Genomic DNA, 907 nt, shown 5'->3' on the forward strand with positions numbered 1-907 from the left:
TTTCTCTTGATTTTCGCGGTTGCGGGGTGGGTGTCAAGGGCGCTCCTGCGTCGCGTCGCTGCGCGATGGGCTTCGCCCACCCTTGACACCCACCCCTCCACCGCAAGTGCAGATGAGGGGGCCGGCCCCAGGGGGGAGACTCCCCGGGGACGCTTGCCTGTTCTGCCGCTTTGCTCCCGTCTGCGACTTGCTTGCCCTGCGGGGCACGCACAGAAGGGATCGCTGCCAAATCCTTCGCTGCTTAGCGGCGACCTGCTGGCTGTGGTGGCGGGGAGGGTTGGTTGGGCAGACGCGGTGAGCGCCGACGGACGCAGGAGAGCCCGTGGCCGCTGGCTGATTGGACGAGGTGCGCCCCGGAGGACCCCTGAGCACTGCCGACCTACCGGCCTGGGGCGGGTGTGACGAGGTGTGAGGCATGTGGGTGGGAAAAGGTCGGTGGGAGGCTGGCATGCCTGTCTTTTGTGTCCATCGACGCAGAAGTGGTTGTCAGACACCATCCCACCCCCACCGACCTCCCATATAGTCGATATGCCCCATTTTTGGGGGTGGTTGTGGTGAGGAGAGGCCGCTTATGCGTCCCAGGACTCAGAAGAAGCATATGCAAGCCGCTCAAGGCCTGCCATAGACCCACATGCCACACTCCCGTCACACCCACCCCAGCCGTGTGGCTCAGTGGTGAGTCAGACACGCTCCGGGGTGCACCTCGCCCGATCGGTCAGCAGCCCACCGCCTTCCTGCGTCCATCGGCGCTCACCACGTCTGCCCAACCAACCCTCCCCGCCACCACAGCCAGCAGGTCGCCGCTAAGCAGCGAAGTGGCATGCAGTGATCCCTTCGTGCGTGCCCCGCAGGGCAAGCAGTCCGCAGCCGGGAGCAAAGCCGCAGAACAAGCGAGCATCCCCGGGGA

It is taken from the genome of Streptomyces sp. 150FB (assembly GCF_000818195.1).
In the GTDB taxonomy this organism is placed as follows: domain Bacteria; phylum Actinomycetota; class Actinomycetes; order Streptomycetales; family Streptomycetaceae; genus Streptomyces.